Origin of the sequence: Klebsiella terrigena, from assembly GCF_006539725.1 — a bacterium.
GTDB classification, from domain to species: domain Bacteria; phylum Pseudomonadota; class Gammaproteobacteria; order Enterobacterales; family Enterobacteriaceae; genus Klebsiella; species Klebsiella terrigena.
This window is the reverse complement of the sequence record NZ_BJNO01000014.1, coordinates 59,732-75,499: the sequence shown is the minus strand read 5'-3', so window position 1 is coordinate 75,499 and position 15,768 is coordinate 59,732. Positions and strand designations below refer to the sequence as shown.

The 15,768-nt window shown below is 56.1% G+C and carries 15 protein-coding genes and 1 tRNA gene; 7 read left to right on the top strand and 9 right to left on the bottom strand.

What is annotated here, in order from left to right; translation table 11 throughout:
* Positions 1-86: 86 nt before the first annotated feature.
* Positions 87-533: a hypothetical protein gene (locus RTE01_RS16055; protein ID WP_134525298.1), complete on the bottom strand. Its 447-nt coding sequence runs from the start codon at positions 531-533 to the stop codon at positions 87-89.
* Between the two features lie 1,839 nt (positions 534-2,372).
* Here RTE01_RS16055 and RTE01_RS16050 point away from each other — a divergent pair.
* Both RTE01_RS16050 and RTE01_RS26415 read left to right on the top strand, forming a co-directional pair.
* Positions 2,373-2,924 (top strand): tyrosine-type recombinase/integrase, encoded by a 552-nt coding sequence (locus tag RTE01_RS16050; protein WP_134528405.1) that lies wholly within the window; start codon positions 2,373-2,375, stop codon positions 2,922-2,924.
* Between the two features lie 660 nt (positions 2,925-3,584).
* Positions 3,585-3,716, top strand: a complete 132-nt coding sequence (locus RTE01_RS26415) for a hypothetical protein (protein WP_255313533.1) — start codon at positions 3,585-3,587, stop codon at positions 3,714-3,716.
* 79 nt (positions 3,717-3,795) lie between these two features.
* On the opposite strand, the gene RTE01_RS16035 is transcribed toward RTE01_RS26415, so the two are convergent.
* Together RTE01_RS16035 and RTE01_RS16030 are read right to left on the bottom strand one after the other, a co-directional pair.
* A complete protein-coding gene (locus RTE01_RS16035; protein WP_134525300.1) occupies positions 3,796-4,254 on the bottom strand; it encodes a hypothetical protein in 459 nt (152 codons plus the stop codon).
* Positions 4,251-4,478 (bottom strand): hypothetical protein, encoded by a 228-nt coding sequence (locus RTE01_RS16030; protein ID WP_141335173.1) that lies wholly within the window; start codon positions 4,476-4,478, stop codon positions 4,251-4,253. The genes RTE01_RS16035 and RTE01_RS16030 overlap by 4 nt, the downstream gene beginning before the upstream one ends.
* A gap of 165 nt (positions 4,479-4,643) precedes the next feature.
* Between RTE01_RS16030 and RTE01_RS16025 the strand changes: the two genes are divergently transcribed.
* Positions 4,644-5,432, top strand: a complete 789-nt coding sequence (locus RTE01_RS16025) for a hypothetical protein (protein WP_141335171.1) — start codon at positions 4,644-4,646, stop codon at positions 5,430-5,432.
* A gap of 88 nt (positions 5,433-5,520) precedes the next feature.
* Here the strand turns inward: RTE01_RS16025 and RTE01_RS26180 are convergent, their stop codons facing one another.
* The 4 genes from RTE01_RS26180 to proB form a co-directional block, all read right to left on the bottom strand.
* Positions 5,521-5,673: a hypothetical protein gene (locus RTE01_RS26180; RefSeq protein WP_166793709.1), complete on the bottom strand. Its 153-nt coding sequence runs from the start codon at positions 5,671-5,673 to the stop codon at positions 5,521-5,523.
* 657 nt (positions 5,674-6,330) lie between these two features.
* Positions 6,331-6,403 (bottom strand) — tRNA-Thr (locus tag RTE01_RS16020).
* A gap of 115 nt (positions 6,404-6,518) precedes the next feature.
* A complete protein-coding gene (gene proA / locus RTE01_RS16015; protein ID WP_134525301.1) occupies positions 6,519-7,772 on the bottom strand; it encodes a glutamate-5-semialdehyde dehydrogenase in 1,254 nt (417 codons plus the stop codon).
* A 10-nt stretch (positions 7,773-7,782) separates the two neighbouring features.
* Positions 7,783-8,886 (bottom strand): glutamate 5-kinase, encoded by a 1,104-nt coding sequence (proB, locus tag RTE01_RS16010; RefSeq protein ID WP_041144214.1) that lies wholly within the window; start codon positions 8,884-8,886, stop codon positions 7,783-7,785.
* A 288-nt stretch (positions 8,887-9,174) separates the two neighbouring features.
* Here proB and phoE point away from each other — a divergent pair, with 288 nt between their 5' ends.
* On the top strand, positions 9,175-10,227 hold the full coding sequence (gene phoE / locus RTE01_RS16005) for a phosphoporin PhoE (protein ID WP_041144215.1): 1,053 nt from the start codon (positions 9,175-9,177) through the stop codon (positions 10,225-10,227).
* A gap of 87 nt (positions 10,228-10,314) precedes the next feature.
* On the opposite strand, the gene RTE01_RS16000 is transcribed toward phoE, so the two are convergent.
* Entirely contained in the window at positions 10,315-10,878 is a 564-nt protein-coding gene (locus RTE01_RS16000) for a C40 family peptidase (RefSeq protein ID WP_115193491.1), read from the bottom strand.
* A 327-nt stretch (positions 10,879-11,205) separates the two neighbouring features.
* Here RTE01_RS16000 and RTE01_RS15995 point away from each other — a divergent pair, with 327 nt between their 5' ends.
* On the top strand, positions 11,206-12,150 hold the full coding sequence (locus tag RTE01_RS15995; protein WP_134525302.1) for a LysR family transcriptional regulator: 945 nt from the start codon (positions 11,206-11,208) through the stop codon (positions 12,148-12,150).
* Here the strand turns inward: RTE01_RS15995 and RTE01_RS15990 are convergent.
* Positions 12,147-13,214, bottom strand: a complete 1,068-nt coding sequence (locus tag RTE01_RS15990; protein ID WP_141335169.1) for an ABC transporter substrate-binding protein — start codon at positions 13,212-13,214, stop codon at positions 12,147-12,149. The two genes, RTE01_RS15995 and RTE01_RS15990, sit on opposite strands and share 4 nt — an antisense overlap.
* A 223-nt stretch (positions 13,215-13,437) precedes the next feature.
* Between RTE01_RS15990 and RTE01_RS15985 the strand changes: the two genes are divergently transcribed.
* On the top strand, positions 13,438-15,006 hold the full coding sequence (locus tag RTE01_RS15985) for an ABC transporter permease (protein ID WP_141335167.1): 1,569 nt from the start codon (positions 13,438-13,440) through the stop codon (positions 15,004-15,006).
* Positions 15,003-15,761, top strand: coding sequence for an ABC transporter ATP-binding protein (locus tag RTE01_RS15980; protein ID WP_134525303.1), 759 nt, complete (start codon positions 15,003-15,005; stop codon positions 15,759-15,761). The genes RTE01_RS15985 and RTE01_RS15980 overlap by 4 nt, the downstream gene beginning before the upstream one ends.
* Positions 15,762-15,768: the final 7 nt, after the last annotated feature.

Here is a 15,768-nt window from a genome sequence, read left to right as displayed (position 1 = left end):
ATCGACCCTGCATCGCGGTGGCGATCAGGATTCTGCGGCCTTTATGGCCTGTATTTTTGGTTGGCCTGGCATTGCGCCGGATGGGATCACACGGTCGTAGTTGTCGGGAAGTTGCCCGCAACGCTGTAACCGTGTTGTTCCAGGTTCTCCACACCGTGGGTAGCGACCAGGAACATGATCACCTGCTCGGGCGTCATGTTCAGATTGAACCTCTCACGGTATAGACGACGGTAACCCTGGAGCACCGGGGCCAGAATCTCAGTCAGTGACTGACCGTCAGCGTATTGCCGGGATAAGGGCTTGAGGATCGCCTTAACAGCACGCGCACTTTTCGCCTTCTTCTTTTCCTTTTTCAGGATATGAAGTGCAACGGCAAGCTGCGGGTACTTAGCGTGTGCCGCATCCGCTCCACCATTTCTGGAGATGAAAGACCAAAGCGCGGTTTTGGTGTACGTACCGTACATGATGGCGTCTGCGATCTGCTCGCCAGTCATAGTGGCAGGGGTGATGCGTTGGGATTTCGGTTTGTTCATTTGGGTTCTCCGTTGAGTTATTAAAATTTTTCTCGGAGGTTCTTCGTGTAACCCATTTAGTCAGGACTCTCACCGGGCGGTGATGACCTTAATTGTTGAAAGCCATGTTATCAGTAATGCAAGCATTTGTCAAGATAATATTACTTTCCTAATCATACTATGCCATAATTAAGAATTCAATGTCAAGTCCTTTTTAAACGCTCTGTAAGCCGCTCTGCTGGCTTCTGAACCATACCCGCTACCGTCGTATTACCCGAAGCGTTACAGGGCCGCGTAGGCCTCTATCGTTAAGGATTTGATGGTGCTGCTGCTTTAATTCTTGGCGCGGACTTTGCTTAAACCTCAGCACCCCTCGCGGCCCCCATCGACTCTCAATCTACGATTTCGTGACAGTTTCCAAATTACTGCGCGGGCTGTCGCCCTTGCTGCCCAAAAGGTGGCGAGCCTGTCGCGGAGCGACTGAACAGAGACCAGCAAACAACAGGCGACAGCCAAACACGACAAGGGTTTGCCCTGGGGGTAATGCTTTTATGTTTGTTTTAATTTCTGTTTTTATGGTTGTTCTTATACTACGTCTCCCAGAAGACACCTCCCTTCTGACAGAAGACACGTATCCTCCAGCAGAAGACACCCTCCCTTCCGAGAGAAGACACCTCCGTGACCGCCAAACATTCCTCAGTGGTGATGACACTATGCTGTCCCTACCTGGCATCGCCGCAACCCGGCAGGTCAGAACCGCCGCCACGGATAACAAAGGCCACCCTCTATAAAGTTCGATATGCGAACGATTAACCATCAATAAATGCACATTAATAGCCTGTAAATACGCGCTAATTCGACCCGTCCGGGTCAGTCTGAGACAATTTCCGCTCGTGGTAGTGGTCAAGTCACGACCTCCGCGATAGTGTGGAAGACATAACGATCAGGTCTGAGCGCCCCGGCTGGTGCGGCTTCGTTAAATTTGTCTGCCGATATTGCAGGCTTGCCTGTTCATCGCGGTGTTAAACCGGATTCATTCACGACGCCCCATTTCGTTGAAAAAAAATTCCTTCGCCAAAAAACCAGAAACGATGAGAATCGCCTCGCCTTTCAGCCCAATTTTCAGGCTCACGGGACGCGCTCAGGAGGGCGCTGTGATTGCGGTTATCGTGATTCAGATCGCGACGGCAAACGCCGCTAAGGGCTTCTGATGAAGCGTGGTAAGGGTTACCGGGTGGTACAAGGGCATCGGCCAGAAATGTTGTCGGATGTGGCAAAGATCAAAGGCGGGAACCGGGACACATCGCCAGCGCCTAGCGTCATGTTGGTGGGGAAACCTTGCTTATCAGGTAGAGGGAAAAGCGACTCCCTGAGTTAGGTCACACTATTATCAACTGTGACCTAAGCAAGGAAGAATTAAGTTAACAAATTGAATAATATAGACTTTAATTGCCTTGCCGTCTCTGCCGCCGCCGTATCGTGGTTTTATGCAGTCACCAGATGAATAGAATAAGCCGAAATGTGAATGAAAATTCAATTCTTTGCATGCGTTGACGAAGTTCAGCCCAGTTCCTGGTCACCGGGCGAGGACTTGATCACTCTGCCATAAGGATATTTTGAAATTACTGTTGACTTTTTATGAGTGGTGTGATCATGCGTCAAGCAGATCTGTTGGTGTGTAGGGATATTTTCGTCTCCCGAACCCATAGAAGACGGGCCTCTTTAGATTCCCTCCCGGCGGGGCTGGGTTGCATCCACCACACCTTTGTGACCAAAGAAAAATGATCAAAAAAGTGCTTTACAATGATCAGCTTAACGATCAATTATTCACTCATCAGAACGATTAATGGAGCACAAATCATGGCAAAAACAAACGCGCCAACGCTGGAAGAGGCGGCGGCAATTGAGAAGGTGTTGCGATACCGCAACGAGACATACGCCGATGCCTGGGCGCTCAATCTCAACCTGGCGTTACGCATTAGCGATCTGTTGGCACTGACCTATAAAGACGTTGCCGGGACGGAGATCCGCATCACAGAGGGCAAGACGAAAAAAGCGCGGGTTATCCCGATTAACGAAAAGGCACGGGAGATTATCAACCGCCGCCGGGCTGCATACCCGAAAGACGTCTTCCTGTTTCAGTCGCGTTCTAACAGGGTGAAAAATCTGGCGGCGAGGCCAGTCACCAGAGAGTCAGCGAGCAGGGCATTCAGCGAGGCCGGAGAGATGGTCACGGATAAAAACATCGGGACGCATAGCGCCCGCAAGTGTCGCGGGCGTGCGTTGTGGGAACGTGGTGTACCTATCGAGACAATATCCAAAATGCTGAACCACAGCAGCCCATCAGTCACCATGACGTACCTCGATATCACGCAAGATGAAGTGAATCAGACCTACGATCTGAACATTTAACAACACGGGGACGCGTAGATGAAAAAATGTACAACAACATTAACCTTGTTGGCCCTGCTGGCATGTCAGCCACTGGCGGCACACGCGGGCCGCATCACCATGCAACTAACAGCACAGGAGGAGACCGAAAGCGGCAAAACGCTTTGCCGGTATGAAAATTCCATTTACAGCTTCAACTTTGTAACGCGGAGCAAGCATTGTCCGTCCGTGAAGACCTTCGACACGGAGGACTCAGACTGAGAACAAACACTATGAGGTACGCAATTGAACGAAGATCGGGAGCGGTTCAGAAGTCACCTGACAGCACCACAGCAGAAAACAGACTGGTCAGGTTTATGGTGGTGTATCGCCATCGTTGTTGGAATCACGGCGGCATCAGTCGTCGCCTTGTTTGGAGATAAATTTTGATGAGGAAGAAGAAGGAAGCGCCGCTCGCCAGCTTTATCTGGTGTGGTGCCGTGGTTCAGGTCTATACGCAGACGGTGACGTTTGCCGGGACGGTGATACAGCGGCATCTGCTACCGAAGAACCTAAGGAGCGCAGTACAGCAGGCAGTTAATCAAGCAGTAGAGAAGGCAGTTAACGAAGAAGTGGCACGGGGTGAAATCCGCCAAGACAGCACCCCGCACCATGTTCAACAAAACCGACGGAGAGTCAGGAATGCAGAACAGCAGCATTATGGCCTTAGCGCTCGCGCTTCGCAACGTCGAGGCAGGTCAGGCGGTTAAAATCCCGGCGATGAGCGGGCAACAGTTGCGCCAGTTGCTGGCGTGGCTTGAGGCGCTGCGGTAGGCCTTCATAAGCAATGCAACGGGGCTAATGATGGCCCCGTCTTCGTTGGTCAGTTCCAAGATGAGGGAGTTATCAGGAATCACCGTTTAGTATCGCGCAAAATCACTGACAACAACCACCACCAACGACGGCGCAGCCAACTAACATCACTGAACAGCTTTCCGTCAGATGTAGTCACGTACACCCCTCCGCGATGATGCACCTTGTTATGGTATGCCCTGTTGATGAATGGCACTTCCAAGATTATTTCATCACGGGCTTTTAATCGACGTGGCAGCAGTGGGCTGATCATATACTCGTCGGAATGTTCATCTGATAGCATTCTCAGGCGTCCGCTGGCAGTCACGACACCCGCCGAACTCAACGTCACATCGTGGGCGCTCAGGTTGGATACATCGATCCTGTCTTCGTCCAGATCACAACCCAAGAAAAGCCGAATGGATGTTCTGGATTTTAATAACTGGAAGATAGATAACGCAAATCCAGCCCATGCAGCAAGCATGGTCAAATTATCCACATCAAACAGCCAATCTTTCACGGTTCGATCCCCTGGGAGCTAAGATGATCAGCAATCCCTTGACGCTGCGAGTAAGTCAATTGAAAGTACGAATCAAGTATGCCTATGATTTGCGCGATATTATCCGCATGAACAGCACCAGGGGCAACAGGAGGAAGCGAACCAGCAAGGATGACGGTAAAATATCCCGAAGAGATTGAAACTGTCAGGAAGCAACCGGGTAAGAATTCGTAGCGTTCACTCATAACCACCTCATTTTATGGATGTTTCTCTTAAAGCGCACAGTACGAATTTTACCCTTTTATCGCACTTCATACCAAATGACAATTCCGACACATCAGTTCAGGAATTTTTGTATCGCTGAATGTAAAATAAAATCCAAACTGTTTACCTACATTACCGGGGAAGATATGCCATCCGATAACTTCGTCACATTCTGGCTCGCAAAGATGGATCTGCCATATTTCCTTGAACCGCATGAATTCTATGTTTCAGAAGCAAGACGTAGGCTTTTATCGCAGTTCGAGGATTTGGATAAAGAAGCGGAAAAAAGAGAAGAACAATCCCTCGAGTCATCCGCTGAACATTTTAACCCTGATTATGATGATCCGATGGCGGCTTATGAGCAAGCGTATCAAGAAGGGGTCAGCTATGTATGGTCTCTGATGGAGATGCAAAACTCCGTACTGTTGGCTGTAACAGCAGGCATGTATCACCAGTTTGATAAAAGGCTGCGAGAACATACTATCAAAGAGTTAAGCCATTGGTGTGAAAGAGATATCATCACCCCTATGATTTGGGGTTTCACATTCAATCAACTTATTAAGTTCCTTGAATGGATTGGACTCAGAATCAACGGAACTGAATATGGTGAAAAGATCAAAGCCTGTAATTTGGTCGTGAATGTTTACAAGCATGGTGATGGAGAGTCTCATCAAACCTTATCATTATCTCATCCAGAGTATTATCCTCATCCTACTGGACTTCGAGGTATTCAGAATGTACCGAACCATGATGATCTCCAGATCACAGAAAAGCAATTTGTCGAGTTTGCCGACGCAATAACAGCATTTTGGAAAGCAGTCCCAGAATATTGTTATTCGTCAGATCTCACTGATGAGCCAGAGTGGCTAAATCCGTTGGTAAAAAGAATCAAAAAGAAGAATGAAAAAAGAAATGCCGACCATATAGCACCATGACGGCTACGCAGGTCAACGCAGCCTGAATTTTCATCAGCTATAACAACCCGCATAGAACCATGATCGGTCTCTTTGCGGTTCATAGCAATCAGATAAATTGCCTGGCTTCTGCGACCATCTTCAACTCCGCCTCTTCTGCCTTCTTCCGTTCCAGCCAGGCTTTGCCCTCCGGTGTTGCCAGAAACTTACGGGCGTGAATTTTACGGTTGTTGCGTTTGGTTGCTGCTGCATTCTTCGCCATGATTGCCTCCAGTTCGGCCCGCTGTTGGGCCACAAAGGCAGGCTATAAAAAATCTCACTGATAAGTAAACCTGCAAAATGTCACTGAAAACGGGTTCGACACCCAATAAGTGACCATTGCGTGCCGTGTTGGGCACATAAGGAGAGGCGGAGCATAGCGACTTCCGCAGTTAGCCCTTATCCCTTCACAGGGAGAAACGAGCGATATGTGATCCCCTCGCGGGAATGATGATGCCTTGTCATGGCTTCTTATCAGGTAGCCGTTGTGATCCGGTGGCTGAAACCGTGGCAGAGCCGGATTCTTTCCCGATCCGGTTAGTCTTCCCAACATTACGCCTGTTTATTCGCTGCAACGTCATCTCGACGTGTTGCATCATGGAGCGCCGCACGAAGCGCGAGCCACATTGACAAGGGTTCTGGGAAAGGATTAGAGACGCTGGCAACGTCATCGGCTTCAAGTTGTTGGCGGAACGATGCGACTGTTCACACTTTGTTCGTGTTTGAGCCTGGAAACGACACGCCGCTATGAGTTAACATCCCAATTGCCACTATTAACCACAGCGGCAACTGTTACTGAAAGAATCACTGATAAAAAGATCGTACATTGAGAGATGAAATCTCTGCAAGTGATTTATTTATAAGGATTTTGATGTGTGAGTGCCGATAATAGGAGTCGAACCTACGACCTTCGCATTACGAATGCGCTGCTCTACCAACTGAGCTATATCGGCCCTGAAGAGGATGCGTTCACCGGGGTGAATCACGGGGTAAAAGGTTAAAACTAAGTGGGTGATGCGTCAATGGCCTTATGAATCAACCGGCTACTTTTGCATCACCCGTCTGGCTTTAAGCACGAATGGTATCGTCGCCGAAACCAATCCACTTATAGGTCGTCAACGCTTCAAGGCCCATCGGGCCGCGCGCGTGCAGCTTCTGGGTGCTGACCGCCACCTCCGCGCCGAGACCAAACTGGCCGCCGTCGGTGAAGCGGGTGGAGGCATTCACGTACACCGCAGAAGAGTCCACCTCGTTGATAAAACGATTCGCGTGGCTCAGGGTGCGGGTGAGGATGGCATCCGAGTGCTGGGTACCGTGCTGGCGGATATGCGCAATGGCGTCGTCGAGGCCGGCAACGACTTTGACGTTCAGATCCAGCGACAGAAACTCGTCGTCGTACTGCTCGGCCTTCACCGGCTCTACGCTCGCCGGGCCGTTCTGCAGTACCGGCAGCGATCGCGCGTCAGCGTGCAGCGTCACGCCGCTTTCCGCCATCTGCTTGCTCAGCGCAGGCAGGAAACGCCCGGCGATGTTCTCATGCACCAGCAGGGTTTCGACGGTGTTGCAGGTGCTTGGCCGCTGGGTTTTAGCGTTGACGAGGATCTTCAGCGCCGGCTCAATCTCGGCGGACTCATCAACAAAGATATGGCACACGCCAATGCCGCCGGTGATGACCGGGATCGTTGACTGCTCGCGGCACAGCTTATGCAGGCCCGCGCCGCCGCGAGGGATCAGCATATCGATATACTTATCCATCTTCAGCAGCTCGCCGACCAGCGCCCGGTCTGGGCTCTCAATCGCCTGGACCGCAGCGGCCGGCAGGCCACACTCTTCCAGCGCCAGCTGGATAACCTTCACCGTCGCGGCGTTGGTACGCCAGGTTTCTTTCCCGCCGCGCAGAATCGCCGCGTTGCCGGTTTTCAGGCACAGGGAGGCGACGTCGACGGTGACGTTTGGGCGCGCTTCGTAGATAACGCCGATGACGCCCAGCGGAACGCGACGGCGTTCAATACGCAGGCCGCTGTCGAGCAGCCCGCCGTCGATGACCTGACCCACCGGATCGGCCAGGCTGCACACCTGGCGAACGTCGTTGGCTATCCCGTCGAGGCGCGCCGGCGTGAGCGCCAGGCGATCGAGCATGGCTTCGCTCAGGCCGTTGGCGCGAGCTTCCGCCAGATCCTCGGCGTTAGCCTGCAGAATAGTCTCGGTCTCGGCCTGCAGATAGTCGGCAATCTTCTCCAGCACCCGGTTCTTTTCGCGGCTGGAAAGCAGCGCGAGTTTGTAAGAGGCCGCCTTGGCAGCTATGCCCATTTGTTCCAGCATTTTCAGCTCCTTAACGGATAATCATATCGTCACGATGGACGGCGACCGGGCCATACTCATAGCCGAGGATCGCGTCAATCTGCTGCGAGTGCTGGCCGGCAATCAGGCGCAGCGCATCGCTGTTGTAACGGCTAACGCCGTGAGCAATGTCGCGGCCGTCGCTATTGCGGATGCGGATAACTTCGCCGCGCGAGAAGTTGCCGGTCACGACTTTAATACCTTTCGGCAGCAGCGAGCTGCCTCGTTCAAGAATCGCCTGCACCGCACCGGCATCGACGGTGAGTTCTCCCGCCGGCGGAGCGCCGAAAATCCAGCGCTTGCGGTTCTCAAGCGGCGACTCCTGCGCGTGAAAACGCGTACCGACCGATACGCCCTGCATCACGTCGCCAATTACCCCAGGACGGCTGCCCGCGGCAATGATGGTATCGATGCCCGCACGGCAGGCGACGTCGGCGGCCTGCAGCTTGGTGCCCATCCCGCCGGTGCCGAGTCCGGAAACGCTGTCGCCGGCAATTGCGCGCAGGGCGTCGTCAATACCGTGCACGTCCGTAATGAGCTCGGCCTGCGGATTATTGCGCGGGTCGGCGGTGAACAGGCCCTGCTGATCCGTCAGCAGCAGCAGCTTATCTGCGCCGGCAAGAATAGCGGCCAGCGCCGAAAGATTATCGTTATCGCCGACTTTAATCTCGGCGGTGGCCACGGCGTCATTTTCATTAATGACCGGCACGATGTTGTTATCCAGCAGGGCGCGCAGGGTGTCGCGGGCGTTAAGGAAACGCTCGCGGTCTTCCATATCCGCGCGGGTCAGCAGCATCTGGCCGACGTGGATACCATAAATGGAAAACAGCTGTTCCCACAGCTGGATCAGACGGCTCTGTCCTACCGCCGCCAGCAGCTGTTTCGACGCAATCGTCGCGGGAAGTTCCGGGTAGCCGAGGTGCTCACGACCGGCGGCGATGGCCCCGGAGGTCACAATAACAATGCGGTGGCCCATGGCGTGCAGCTGCGCGCACTGGCGCACTAATTCGACGATATGGGCGCGGTTCAGGCGGCGGGATCCGCCCGTTAAAACACTGGTGCCCAGTTTTACCACCAGCGTCTGGCTATCACTCATGATTCTCTGCCGTTCAAAAGGAATATCGATATCGAGGTGATGTTGTAACAGGACTCAGGCCGCTTGCCAACCGCGGCGTTTTTAGCGCGCCGTTTTATTGCGCGGGATCGGGCATTCTGGAGAGGGATGATGACAATTTTATGACAGATACATTTAAATACCCTTTTTTATAAAAAGTTCCACATTGTCATAAATTTTTAATACTGGAGCGTTAAAAAACCTCCTGTTTTCACGGGGCGTTCGCCCGGAATTGATTAGCGCGTATAAATAAATCACCAGGACTGAATAATGAAAAAGAGCTCACTGGCATTAATGATGATGGGTCTTATTGCTTCTTCGGCTACTCAGGCAGCTGAAGTTTTCAACAAAAACGGCAATAAGCTGGACGTGTACGGCAAAGTCAAAGCGATGCACTATTTTAGCGACTATGACAGCAAGGACGGCGACCAGACCTACGTTCGTTTCGGCATCAAAGGCGAAACCCAGATTAACGACCAGCTGACCGGCTACGGTCGCTGGGAATCCGAATTCTCCGGCAACAAAACCGAAAGCGACTCTTCCCAGAAGACTCGTCTGGCGTTTGCTGGCGTAAAACTGAAGGACTTCGGCTCCTTCGACTACGGCCGTAACCTCGGCGCGCTGTACGACGTTGAAGCCTGGACCGATATGTTCCCGGAATTCGGCGGCGACTCTTCCGCACAGACCGATAACTTCATGACCAAGCGCTCCAGCGGCCTGGCAACCTACCGCAATACCGACTTCTTCGGCGTGGTTGATGGTCTGGATCTGACCCTCCAGTATCAGGGTAAAAACGAAGGTCGCGAAGCCAAGAAACAGAACGGCGACGGCTTCGGCACATCTTTAAGCTATGACTTCGGCGGCAGCGATTTCGCCATCAGCGCAGCCTACACCAGCTCTGACCGTACTGACGCGCAGAACCAGCTGGCGCGCGGCGTGGGTAAAAAAGCGGAAGCCTGGGCTACCGGCCTGAAATATGACGCCAACAATATCTACCTGGCGACCATGTATTCTGAAACCCGCAAAATGACCCCGATCAGCGGCGGTTTTGCGACGAAAGCGCAGAACTTTGAAGCGGTGGCACAGTACCAGTTCGACTTCGGCCTGCGTCCGTCTCTGGGCTACGTGCTGTCTAAAGGTAAGGATATCGAAGGCGTGGGTAGCGAAGACCTGGTCAACTATATCGACGTCGGCCTGACCTACTACTTCAACAAAAACATGAACGCCTTCGTTGATTATAAAATCAACCAGCTGAAGAGCGATAACAAGCTGGCGATCAATGATGACGACATCGTTGCCCTGGGCATGACCTACCAGTTCTGATTATCCTGACCCCCGGCCAGCGAGCGCTGCCGGGTAGAGGGTAAAAAAGCCGCTGCGTTTTGCGCAGCGGCTTTTTCTTATTCGGCATTAGCGGTTTTTAGCCAGGTGCCGGCGATCGTCGTTCATCGTTATCTGAGCGTTATACTCTTTCGGCAGGCGGCGCGCCTGATAGAAAGCCGACTTCCAGTACGGATTGTCCAGCGAGGAGCGCATTACGCCCTGGCTTGCCGAGGCGTGGAGAAAATCGTGGTTGGTGTCGTAGAAGCCGACGTGCATGCCGCCGTTAATGCGGAAGAACACGAGGTCGCCAGGGCGCAGCTGCTGTGGCTTGACCCGCTCGCCCATTCGCAGCAGCTCCTTGGTCGTGACCCTGTCCATCGGCAGGTTGAAGCGATCCTTCAGCGTGCGCCAGACGAAGCCGGAGCAGTCGACACCGCTTTGATCGGTGCCGCCCCATTCATAGGGCGTTCCGTGCCAGGTATGCATCTGATCGTGCAGCGCGGCGAGGACCGGGATCAGGTCATCTGAACCGCCGTCGATGGGGGCATATTCAGGGTGGGCCGCGGTTTTCGGGTGCTTAGCCGGGGATGAACATCCTGCCAAAATCAAAAAAGGAACAAATAATAAGGCGTGCACAAGCTTTGGCGTCATATCATTATTTTCATAGTGAGCTATAGAACGGAATTATTTATAGCGTATTCACCATATTGCCAGAATGGGATTAGCTGATATTTACGAAACCTTACGTTAGGCGCGCGCATAATTTGTCATGCCGGCGGTGCAGGAAATATTGGCGTTAACATTTTCAATCTCATTTATTAATAAATAATTTCACTATTCAACAATATTTCACGGAAACTTTGCGGGCGCGATGATTGCGGCTGACGGCAAGGTGAAAGATCCTCATCATCCCGGCATTGCGCCGCCGGGCCGCCCTCCAGTACTTTTGTGGCATAAAAAGAGAAAACGGGCGGGTCTATGCATCTGGATTTTCGCCAACTGCGCAACTTTGTGGCGTTGGTTGAGTACGGCACCTTTAATCGTGCGGCGGAGGCGGTGTGCCTGTCGCAATCGGCCTTCAGCCGCAGCATTCAGGCGCTCGAGCAGAGCGTTGGTCATCCGCTATTCGACCGCCAGAGCAGGCTACCGACGCTCACGCTGCACGGGCAAAAGCTGCTGCCGTACGCCCGGCGGTTTCAGGAGCTGAACGTCGAGCTCAGCAGCCAGCTGCGGGAGGCGGATGATGCGCAAAACGGCGAGGTCGCGTTTGGCTGCGGCCCGGCGCCCTCCGCGCGGCTGATCCCGGCCGCCGTTGGCGAGTTTCACCGTCTGCTGCCGCAGGCGCGGGTGCGCTTTCAGATTGATAACTGGTTTGCCCTGCATCATGCGCTCACCACCCAGCAGTATCCTTTTGTGGTGGCCGACAGCTGGCAGGCCGAACTGGATCCGCAGCTGCGGGTCCAGCCGCTCAGCCCCCAGCGCTGCTTCTTCGTTTGCCACGCCGATCATCCGCTGGCAAAGCGGGGCCCGGTCTCTATCCAGGAGATGCTGCGCTATCCTTTTGCCGCGCCGTACTTGCCGCCCGGGGTGCGCAAAGTGCTGGCGACCCTCAGCCAGCAGCAGGACTTTGCCCCGGCGATTCAGTGCGACCATATCTACGCGCTGCTCTCAACTCTGGCGCATACCGACGCGATAAGCTTCGCCAGCGAAGACGGCTTCGCGCTTTGCCAGCACAGCCACCGGCTGGTCAAGCTCGAGCTAAGCGACCTGCCGGACGAGTGGCGGCTGATGCAGACCCGGTTTGCGATTATCTCCCCGGTTCACGCCGCGCAGCCGCCGCTGGTGGCAAAGCTGATAGAGGTTATCCTGCACGCCGACCGCCAGCATCAGCTGCAGCTCCTGGCCCGGGAGGAGAGGGGCTAAGCGCCGTTTAGCGCCTGGCCTTTGGCATCGTACTGCGGCCAGCGTTTTTCCAGGCTCTGCGTTTTTAGCGCCCGTTCAACAAACTGCCCGTCCGCCCACTGGCCGACGTCAAAAGCGCTGCGGATCAGGCGGCCGGAGTGCGCCTGCCCGACGCTGCTGCTAAAGCTGTCGGTGAGGAACGGGTCGATGCGCGGGGAGGTGCTGAAGTTAAGATCCTGCGGCTGCAGCTCCTCCAGGAACAGCGCCTGCGGGATCTGGCTCTGCTGCGCCATCTCTGCCGCCCAGGCGTCCCGGTTGGCCGGGTCGCTGATTTCAGCGGCGTTCTTCACCAGCACGTCGATAATCTGCTGGGTGGCCTGCGGCCAGGCCGTAATAAAGGTCTGGGTCCCGAGGAAGCCCGCCTGGGTGGTGTTCTGGCGGCCGGAATCGCCGCTCTTCACCACCACCGCTATTTTATCTCCGCGCAGCGCCAGCAGCGAGACGCCGCCCCACACCGCATCGACGCGGCCGGCCGCCAGCGCGGCTTTGCCGGCGCTCCAGTCGAGATTAATCACCTGCATGCTGCGCTCGTTGAGGCCGACGGTTTGGAGGGCGCGATCGAAGGCCAGCTGATCCGCCGTACCGCGATAGACGGCCACCCGTTTGCCCTTCAGATCGGCGAGCGTTTTAATCCCCGAGGCGGTGGTGGCCGCGAGGTAAGATTCGGAGCCGCGGCTGCCCAACAGCAGGCGCGTTGGGAGTCCGTTAGCTTTGCCGATAATCGCCGCGAGGTCGCCGAGGTAGACAAAATCAAGCTGCCGGTTGGCCAGCGCTTCATTCACCGCCGGGCCTGCGCCTTTGAAAAACTGCCACTGTACCTCCACGCCCTGCGGCTTAAACACCGCTTCCAGCTGATGGCGGATAAACGCCATGCCGACGGGCCCTTCGATAAACGGCTTGCTGCCCGCGCTTTGATCCGGCACGCCGATGCGGATGGTGCGCAGCTCCTCGCCCTGCGCGCCGGCCAGCAGGCCCACGGCGGCAACCAGCGCCAGTAAGGTGCGGCTAAAAAATGCTTTCATCATAAGTTGTTGCTCCCCTGAGTTTTTTTCTCACCCTAAAGAGCCGAAGGGCCGGGTGTTAAATGCTTTTATGCGCAGAGCAAAGCTGAAAAAAAGCTAAACCAGGGGCCGCGTGCCCGGCAGGCTGAAATGCATTTGCTGCATCGGGATTATTCGCCTAACGCAATGGCGGCGGGGCGCAAGGAACGTTTTTATAGCGGCATACCTTCAGCAAAAGTGGACCGATATGTCGCAGACGATCTTAAGAACAGGCGCCCCGCGCAGGCCGACATTCAGGCTAAACGGCTGGCCGTGGCTGCTGCCCGCGCTGCTGCTGCTGCTGTGGTACCTCGCCGCCCGCGAAGGCTGGATGGCGGAGCAGATCCTGCCCGCGCCGTCGGTCGTGGCCGATACCGCGCTGTCGCTGCTGAGCGGCGATCTGCTGGCGCAGTGGGGATTCAGCCTCCGGCATCTGGCTCTCGGCCTGCTGCTGGGGGCCGTAGCCGGAACGCTGCTCGGGGCGCTGTTCGGCCTGGTTCCGTCCGCCGCCCAGCGCATCGAGCCGCTGTTTTACGCCCTGGCGCAAATTCCGACGCTGGGCTGGATCCCACTGTTTATGGTGATCTTCGGCATCGATAACGGCCTGAAGCTGGCGGTTATCGTTAAAACCACCGTGGTGCCGATGACCATCAACACCCAGCAGGCGGTCAGCGGCGTACCGCTGGCGCTGAGCGAAGCGGCAAGGGTCATGAACTTCTCCCGCTGGCAGCGGCTGCGCTGGCTGGTGATCCCGGCGAGCCTGCCGGGCTGGTTTACCGGCCTGCGGCTGGCGCTTTCGCAGGCCTGGGTATCGCTGATCGTCGTTGAGCTGCTGGCTTCTTCCGAAGGGATTGGCTACCTGATGGTCTGGGGCCGCCAGCTGTTTCAGCTGGATATCGTCTTCGTCACCATTGCGGTAGTGGGCCTCAGCGGCATGGCGATGGAGTGGGCGGCCAACCGGGCCTGCTCCCGGCTGGTGTTCTGGCCGCAGCCGGCGGCCGGGCGCCTGGCCTGGAAACCGCAGGCCAGCTGGCGGTCACTGCAGCTGCCGCTGGTGCTGCTGGCGCTGTGGCAGCTTGCCAGCGGGCAGGGCTGGATCGATAGCGCGTTATTCTCTTCGCCGCTGGCGGTGGCCGAGCGCTTTGTTCAGGGTGCGGCCAGCGGCGAGCTGGCACAGGCGATGCTTGCGAGCCTGGGGCGGGCGTTTGCCGGCGGCGCGCTGGGTATCGGCTGCGGGCTGCTCTGCGGACTGCTGCTGGCGCTGCGCCCGCGCGCCGGAGCGATCTTTACCCCGACGCTTAACGTCCTGCGCCATATCGCCCTGTTTGCCTGGCTCCCGCTGCTGACCGCATGGGTCGGCAACGACAACGGCGGCAAAATCGTGTTTATTGCCCTGGCCTCCTTCTTCCCTATGTTCTTTAGCACCCTGCAGGCCGTTCTGCAGCGCAGCCCGCAGCTGGATGAGGTTGCCAGGGTGCTGCGCCTGAGCGGCCTGACGCGCCTGCGCAGGCTCATTCTTCCCGGCGCCGCCGCGGGTATGTTTGCCGGCCTGCGGCTGGCGGTGATTTACGCCTGGCTTGGCAATATCGGCGCCGAATATTTCATGTCCTCCGGCGTCGGTATCGGCAGCCTGATGATCAATGCCCAGCAGCTGCTGGATATGCCAACCATTCTCTGCGGCATGGTGCTTATCGGTATGACCGGTGCAGCGCTGGATAAAGCCGGACGTTTACTGGAAATTCGCGCCACCCGCTGGCGCCAACAGGAGCCGCTATGACGACTTTGCCCCTGGTCTCTTTTGACCACGTCCGTAAATCCTGGCAGCAGGTGACGGCGCTACAGAACTTCAGCCTGGATATCGCCGCCGGCGAGCTGGTGGCGCTGGTAGGCAGCAGCGGCTGCGGTAAATCAACGCTGCTGCGGATGCTGGTCGGGCTTGAGTCCGCCACCCAGGGCGAGATTCGCATCCACGGCGAGCCGGTGACCGGCGTCGGCAAAGATCGCGGCATCGTGTTTCAGGAGCCGCGCCTGTTTCCGTGGCTCAACGTTATCGACAACGTGATGCTCGGCCTGGCGGACGAGCCGCTGAGCCGGGCGGCGAAGCGCCAGCGGGCGCTGGAGATGCTGGCGCGCGTCCAGCTCACCGAGTTTGCCAGCGCGCTGCCCGCCCAGCTCTCGGGCGGGATGGCGCAGCGGGTGGCGATTGCCCGCGGCCTCGTCGGCCGCCCGCAAATTCTGATGCTGGATGAACCTTTCGGCGCGCTGGATGCCCTGACGCGCCATACCCTGCAGCAGGAGCTGCTGCAGATCCACCGGAGCGCGGGCACCACCACGCTGCTGGTGACCCACGATGTGGAAGAGGCGGTTGCGCTGGCCGACCGGGTGGTGGTGCTGTCGCCGCGCCCGGGGCGGATACGCGAAGTGGTGAGCCTTGAGCTTCCCCATCCGCGTCGGCGCGAAGAGGCCTCTTTTACCGCCGCCTGCCGGCGGATCCGCAATCTGATTACCACTCTGCCTGATACCGTTATTTAAGGAGCAA

Bases quoted from the DNA above. Each gene is read 5' to 3' on its own strand.
- RTE01_RS16030 (WP_141335173.1), bottom strand. From the start codon at position 4,478: ATGAGTGAACGCTACGAATTCTTACCCGGTTGCTTCCTGACAGTTTCA.
- RTE01_RS15980 (WP_134525303.1), top strand. From the start codon at position 15,003: ATGACGACTTTGCCCCTGGTCTCTTTTGACCACGTCCGTAAATCCTGG.
- proA (WP_134525301.1), bottom strand. From the start codon at position 7,772: ATGCTGGAACAAATGGGCATAGCTGCCAAGGCGGCCTCTTACAAACTC.
- phoE (WP_041144215.1), top strand. From the start codon at position 9,175: ATGAAAAAGAGCTCACTGGCATTAATGATGATGGGTCTTATTGCTTCT.
- RTE01_RS16055 (WP_134525298.1), bottom strand. From the start codon at position 533: ATGAACAAACCGAAATCCCAACGCATCACCCCTGCCACTATGACTGGC.
- RTE01_RS15995 (WP_134525302.1), top strand. From the start codon at position 11,206: ATGCATCTGGATTTTCGCCAACTGCGCAACTTTGTGGCGTTGGTTGAG.
- proB (WP_041144214.1), bottom strand. From the start codon at position 8,886: ATGAGTGATAGCCAGACGCTGGTGGTAAAACTGGGCACCAGTGTTTTA.
- RTE01_RS26415 (WP_255313533.1), top strand. From the start codon at position 3,585: ATGCAGAACAGCAGCATTATGGCCTTAGCGCTCGCGCTTCGCAACGTC.
- RTE01_RS26180 (WP_166793709.1), bottom strand. From the start codon at position 5,673: ATGGCGAAGAATGCAGCAGCAACCAAACGCAACAACCGTAAAATTCAC.
- RTE01_RS16050 (WP_134528405.1), top strand. From the start codon at position 2,373: ATGGCAAAAACAAACGCGCCAACGCTGGAAGAGGCGGCGGCAATTGAG.
- RTE01_RS15990 (WP_141335169.1), bottom strand. From the start codon at position 13,214: ATGATGAAAGCATTTTTTAGCCGCACCTTACTGGCGCTGGTTGCCGCC.
- RTE01_RS16025 (WP_141335171.1), top strand. From the start codon at position 4,644: ATGCCATCCGATAACTTCGTCACATTCTGGCTCGCAAAGATGGATCTG.
- RTE01_RS15985 (WP_141335167.1), top strand. From the start codon at position 13,438: ATGTCGCAGACGATCTTAAGAACAGGCGCCCCGCGCAGGCCGACATTC.
- RTE01_RS16000 (WP_115193491.1), bottom strand. From the start codon at position 10,878: ATGACGCCAAAGCTTGTGCACGCCTTATTATTTGTTCCTTTTTTGATT.